Genomic DNA, 4,970 nt, shown 5'->3' with positions numbered 1-4,970 from the left:
TCTTAATACAATCGACCATATTCATCGGACACCTCCCATGAACCAATTTCCGGAAAGCATGGCTCCACACCGCCCCATGTTAGTCCAAGCGTTGGCTTGGGCAGTCTGATGCCCTTCATCGCCACCATTCCAACACTTCAATCTCGCTTGGCCCGAGAGGCAGCAAGAGAGAGCCACGCACTATGTCTTTGTTTACGACAGCGATCAATTAAGAGATTTTTAGCGCGGCCCTTGCTTTTATTTTCTTGACGATGAAAGCAACAATTGCAGCAATTCCCGCGAGCAACAATGCATACGAGGAATAGCCTAATACACTTGATAGTTTGGAGAACTTAGAAATACAGCCCCCTTCACAACCTGGAGTCACCGACAGCCATCCGTAATAAATGGCGGACGTAAATGCCAAAGCGCCAAGCATCAACAAGACAACGCCTAAAAGAAGCGTGCGACCGGGACTTATCGACTTGTTCATGATGCTCATGGCTTCGGTGAAAAACGTGAACCCAGCGGGTCGCGACTATGCAATGCATTGGGCACTAACGGGCCATCTTGCGGACCATACCGACACTGCGCAACAACCGCATTTGAAAAACTCTGGTACTGATTCACCATGCTCCATGTGCCCGTTGGCTGGCCCTGGTTGATCTTGCTATTCACACATGCCTCATCAACATTTTGTTGAAAAACACATATTGATCCCGACAGCGCCGATTGTCCAGCGTGAGATTTGTTTTTTGTAGCGCTATAAGGAACGTCGGCACATCCTTGACCGGGAACCGGGCACTCCCCAGCCATCCTTGCTTCAGTAGTCGAGGTCTTGACCCACATGTGCCTTAAATAAGGACGCATGGACATTGGCACCCAATCAACATTCACAGGTCTTGAGCACAGATACACTGCCAGGCCCAGGTGATCGGCGTACATCAAAGGATTGCCTTCGACATAGACATACGTATTCAATCCCCCCGCCAGCCCGATCGGGTCTTCCGCAATGAATCGCCCCATGTCAGGGCGGTAGTAACGGGCGCGGTAGTACATCAGCCCCGTCTGGTCGCGTTCCCGGCCCGTGTATTGGTACGGGTTGCTGAAGCCTGTTTTGCTTTGTTGCACGTTGCCGTACGGGTCGTAGTCGTAGCGGTTCACCACTTGGCCCGCGGCGTTGGTCAACGCTCGCGTGCTGTTCTGGTGGTCGCTCAGGAAGTAGGTGCGGCCGATGGCTTCGTTTCTTGCGTAGTATTCGTCAACGCCCAACCCGGTCAGAATCGGGTTGATCGTCTCGCCCGCTTTCTCCTGTATCGGGTTCAGGCCGTCGTACAGGTATTCGATGGTGCCGCCGTTCTCTTGTTTCGCAATGCGCCGGCCCAGGGCGTCGTAGCGGTAGCTCGCTACTAGCTGTGTGCCTTCGCGTACTTCGACGAGTTGGTTGCGGGCGTTCCACACGTAGCGGCGGCCGCCTGCCTCGGTGAGGTTGCCGTTGGCGTCGTAGTGCAGCGCCGTGCCCTCGAAGCGGGTCTGCCGGTGGTTGGCGTCGAACGTGTTGTCGCCCTGGCTGGCCGGCGGCAGCAGTTGCGGGGCGTAGCTGCCGGTCTGCGCCGAGAGCCGGCCGCTTTGTGGGTGGTAGCCGTAGCCTAGGCTGCCGATCACTTGATCGTCCTTATCCGCCCAGCCGATGCCGGTCAACTGGTCCGCCGCGTTGTACACGTAGGCTTGCTTCACGGCATTGGGCAGGATCTGTTCGACCAACAAAAAAACGTAACGAAAATAAATCGCCCATCAATCTTCTCCACCAGGTCGGATGATAGGCATCAAATGCATACTGAAGCTTAGAGAGCGCCACCGAATAATTCGCATCCGCCGCGCCTATCCAATATCTACTGCTATCACCAAACGGCTCCCAAACAACATGTGGCTTTTCCATATATTCGAAATTAACCCTCATCTCGTTCGTACCGCCAAACCTTCCAGCCATACATACATTTTTCACACCATCAACGCGACGCAAAATCCTGACCACATCCGAGCGAGACACATATATATTTTCAATTTCGAATGCAACGATTCCACCGCTCTCATCAACTACAGAAAAGGTTCGCATAGGCTTCATCTCACTCTTGACACCCACAAGCCCCACCCATGCCCTGGTATGCATCTCTCGCAGAAGCCCCGCACCCCAGGCATTACCAAAAACATTTGTTCGACTAGCAGCCTGCCGCAAAGCATCATCAGTTGGATACTTCGATAGATTAGGAGGTCTAAAACTATTACCATCTCCAAACACTCTTCGTAAAGATGATCTTAATGCACTAGCTTCAAGACCCGATGCTGCGACCTTAGAGACAGCCTTGGCCAGTCCGGTGTGCATATCCGTAAATTTCATTGCAACAAGCCAAATCAGCTATTGATCGCCGCACTTAGAATCACCAATTGCAATCAGAACAGCATTAACCGCAACAATCCCTACGGCAATAGGGAATGCCGCACAGAACGATAAATCAAAAAGATACACACCACCCAACGCAATTACAAAACACAAAATAAATGGCATTAATGTCAATAGCGCATTATTTAGCATCCGCATCCATTGCCTCCTAAAAACACCCCGCCACCACCAACTGCATCCGCAGCCATAGCATTCCAAAGTTTTGAAGTTCTACCCGCAGCAGCTTGCACCGCTTTATCGGAGCCATACTTATGCATCATTTGCTCGTATGTATACATCTTATAGTTTTGGAAAGATCTTAAACGAAAAATCCTTTTAGCCACATTTCTTGCTGCAACCGCCTCGGCACCATTTCGTGCAGCGGCAGCAACAACTTTCGCCGAACCAGCATAAGCAAGCCCCCCCCACCCCTACCCCTATAGCGGCATAACCACCCGCTTTGTATGCAGATGAGCAACGGTTTACTCCAGAATCCATGTCATAAAGGAGATATCATCGACTACGCCAAACGTGAAATTGAAAATCGGATCAGGAATCCCCAACCATTCCCACACCCCATAGGGGTTGGTATACATTAGTGGGTTGCCGACATTCCCATACATATCAGAAAACTCCATCTTACTCACGGCCACCGGGCCTATTCTTCGCCACCTTGGCAGCACCTAAAAGAACCGAACCTTTCTTATTTTTCATACTTTTCAAACCCACCGAACCAACTTTCCACATAATAAAGAAGGCAAAAAACAATACCAAAACAATTCCCCCTCCCAAAACCCCATACCCCCCCTCAACCATATCCTTAACAACAAATACAAATATCACCGCCGTCACAAAAGCCCCAAAAAAAGAAACAACCTTCAACATTAGAAAAAATAAATATAATAATACGACAAGAATTTTTTATAATTTATCATCTTAAGGACACCCACATCCTCTCCCAACGGGAGAGGCCACCTGTCCAGACACCGTATATCCAGACCCCAACATAAACCCAATCCCGACCCCTGGTAAAGGCGGAGCGGAAACAGAAACCCCACCAATACTATCCCTCTTTGTGTCCTCCACAGAAAAAAGTCGATTCAGCCACGTCAAATCTCTCCAACCCCCCCTTCTTAACAAGATTATCTGAACCCTGGATATTAAAACCAACCCCAGCTGTACTCCACCTCCACCTGTCCGCTTGGGCCATACAGATAGCCTATCGTCGTGGCCGTCGTTCCCCGGTCCTTGCGTACCCGCTGGCCCAGCGCGTTGATCCAGTAGTTCGTGGTGACGCCGCCCTTGACCGCCTTGTTCAGCCGGTTGAATGAAAACAGGGGTCGGCGTGCCGTTTCTCATCTACTGGAGATAAATCCTACTTTGACCCCTGTTTTCCCAGCGGTGGGTCAAAGACCCGCCTGATTTCTACTCTTGGTCAGAGGAGATCAAGCACCATTCATCACCACTTCTCTGGTAGGTCAAGCTAACGTAATTTTCTTCTTCGCATTTCCCGACGGAACTTTCCTTGCGCTGACAGAAGTACACCCTGACTTCTGCTCCATCACTCCAGCCATCTCCTCTGACGATCTTGGTCATGGCCGCTGAGGGCTGAATTTCACCAGCCGTTTGCAGAGCAAGAAAATCCCCACGAATTTGTTCGTCCTGAAGAGCCGAAGAACATGCTGCCAGGGCAAGGCAACTCATCAAAGCCAAATGAATTCTCATCTCGATTAGTTCCCAGCACACCCCTGCATACAGCTTTGTGTGAGCTGACTATCTGACAAGCCGCTTGACAATGAATTACCAACACGGAATCCACGCTCATTGTCAGCCAAATCTGATGCCTGGCATGCCCACGGACTCTCGCCACGAATTCTGCTGCGCAGATTCGGAATATCGTGCATTGCAAGACCTTGAGCTTCGTTGGTAACACCAGCCGCTCTTGCAACACCACTTCCTAACTTGACGCTAAGAACGCAGCTAACCGCACAATGTCGCATGGCGGAATTTCGTTCGCCCGGGAACGTCTGATGGCCCCAAGTGCGCCACTGGCGAGATGTTTCATACATCTCTCTGAATGCTTCGCCCCCGTTAGCAACATTGTCCATGCTTCCGTTATTCCAGTGCCCGACACCTTCAAGTCCGAGCGGATCAACGAACGAGATCGGATCACCCTTCACATATGCGTACGTATTGATACCCCCACTCAACCCAATCGGGTCGCTCTGCACGTACCGCCCTGTCTGTGGTTCGTAATCCCGGAAGTAGTTGTAGTGTAGCCCCGTGTGTCGGTCGTAGCGTTGGCCAGGGAAGCGTAGGTCGAACTCGTAGCGTTCGCCGTCGCCGTCCGGGTCTTCTTCCGGTGCGTCCGCGCCGAACGCTTCCCCCGTCAGCGGCCATCTCCATGTCGCCACGTTGCGCTTCGCATCGATGATCACTCTCGGTGTGCCCAGGTGGTCCGGTTCGATGTAGCCGATATTCGCTGCCGCGCCGCTGCCGTCGATCACGGCAATCGGGTAATTCTCCAGCCAGATCACCTGTTGCTTCGCTT

Annotated in this window: 7 protein-coding genes; all 7 read right to left on the bottom strand. The window is 51.6% G+C overall.

Going from position 1 to position 4,970, the window contains the following annotated elements; genetic code table 11:
- Nucleotides 1-208: 208 nt before the first annotated feature.
- A complete protein-coding gene (locus EBB59_RS13635; RefSeq protein ID WP_147455613.1) occupies nt 209-481 on the bottom strand; it encodes a hypothetical protein in 273 nt (90 codons plus the stop codon).
- On the bottom strand, nt 478-1,743 hold the full coding sequence (locus EBB59_RS12985) for an RHS repeat domain-containing protein (protein ID WP_147455612.1): 1,266 nt from the start codon (nt 1,741-1,743) through the stop codon (nt 478-480). Before EBB59_RS12985 ends, EBB59_RS13635 begins: the two co-directional genes overlap by 4 nt.
- Nucleotides 1,655-2,377: a hypothetical protein gene (locus EBB59_RS13630; RefSeq protein WP_147455611.1), complete on the bottom strand. Its 723-nt coding sequence runs from the start codon at nt 2,375-2,377 to the stop codon at nt 1,655-1,657. The genes EBB59_RS12985 and EBB59_RS13630 overlap by 89 nt, the downstream gene beginning before the upstream one ends.
- Before the next feature lie 18 nt (nt 2,378-2,395).
- On the bottom strand, nt 2,396-2,578 hold the full coding sequence (locus EBB59_RS13945; protein WP_158601815.1) for a hypothetical protein: 183 nt from the start codon (nt 2,576-2,578) through the stop codon (nt 2,396-2,398).
- A 480-nt stretch (nt 2,579-3,058) separates the two neighbouring features.
- On the bottom strand, nt 3,059-3,304 hold the full coding sequence (locus EBB59_RS12980; protein ID WP_122102567.1) for a hypothetical protein: 246 nt from the start codon (nt 3,302-3,304) through the stop codon (nt 3,059-3,061).
- 540 nt (nt 3,305-3,844) lie between these two features.
- Nucleotides 3,845-4,144 carry a hypothetical protein gene (locus EBB59_RS13625; RefSeq protein WP_147455610.1) on the bottom strand — a complete coding sequence of 100 codons (300 nt, stop codon included), beginning with the start codon at nt 4,142-4,144 and terminating at the stop codon, nt 3,845-3,847.
- 5 nt (nt 4,145-4,149) lie between these two features.
- Nucleotides 4,150-4,970: RHS repeat-associated core domain-containing protein (locus tag EBB59_RS12975; RefSeq protein ID WP_147455609.1), on the bottom strand; the 821-nt coding region annotated here is incomplete at its 5' end.

Origin of the sequence: Solilutibacter pythonis, from assembly GCF_003697345.1 — a bacterium.
GTDB lineage: Bacteria > Pseudomonadota > Gammaproteobacteria > Xanthomonadales > Xanthomonadaceae > Solilutibacter > Solilutibacter pythonis.
The sequence above is the reverse complement of the archived record's forward strand: the minus strand, read 5'-3'. Positions and strand labels throughout refer to the sequence as shown.

Excerpts from the sequence above, each read along its gene's own strand:
- EBB59_RS13635 (WP_147455613.1), bottom strand. The coding sequence starts at position 481 with ATGAGCATCATGAACAAGTCGATAAGTCCCGGTCGCACGCTTCTTTTA.
- EBB59_RS13630 (WP_147455611.1), bottom strand. The coding sequence starts at position 2,377 with ATGAAATTTACGGATATGCACACCGGACTGGCCAAGGCTGTCTCTAAG.
- EBB59_RS13945 (WP_158601815.1), bottom strand. The coding sequence starts at position 2,578 with ATGCGGATGCTAAATAATGCGCTATTGACATTAATGCCATTTATTTTG.
- EBB59_RS12980 (WP_122102567.1), bottom strand. The coding sequence starts at position 3,304 with ATGTTGAAGGTTGTTTCTTTTTTTGGGGCTTTTGTGACGGCGGTGATA.
- EBB59_RS13625 (WP_147455610.1), bottom strand. The coding sequence starts at position 4,144 with ATGAGAATTCATTTGGCTTTGATGAGTTGCCTTGCCCTGGCAGCATGT.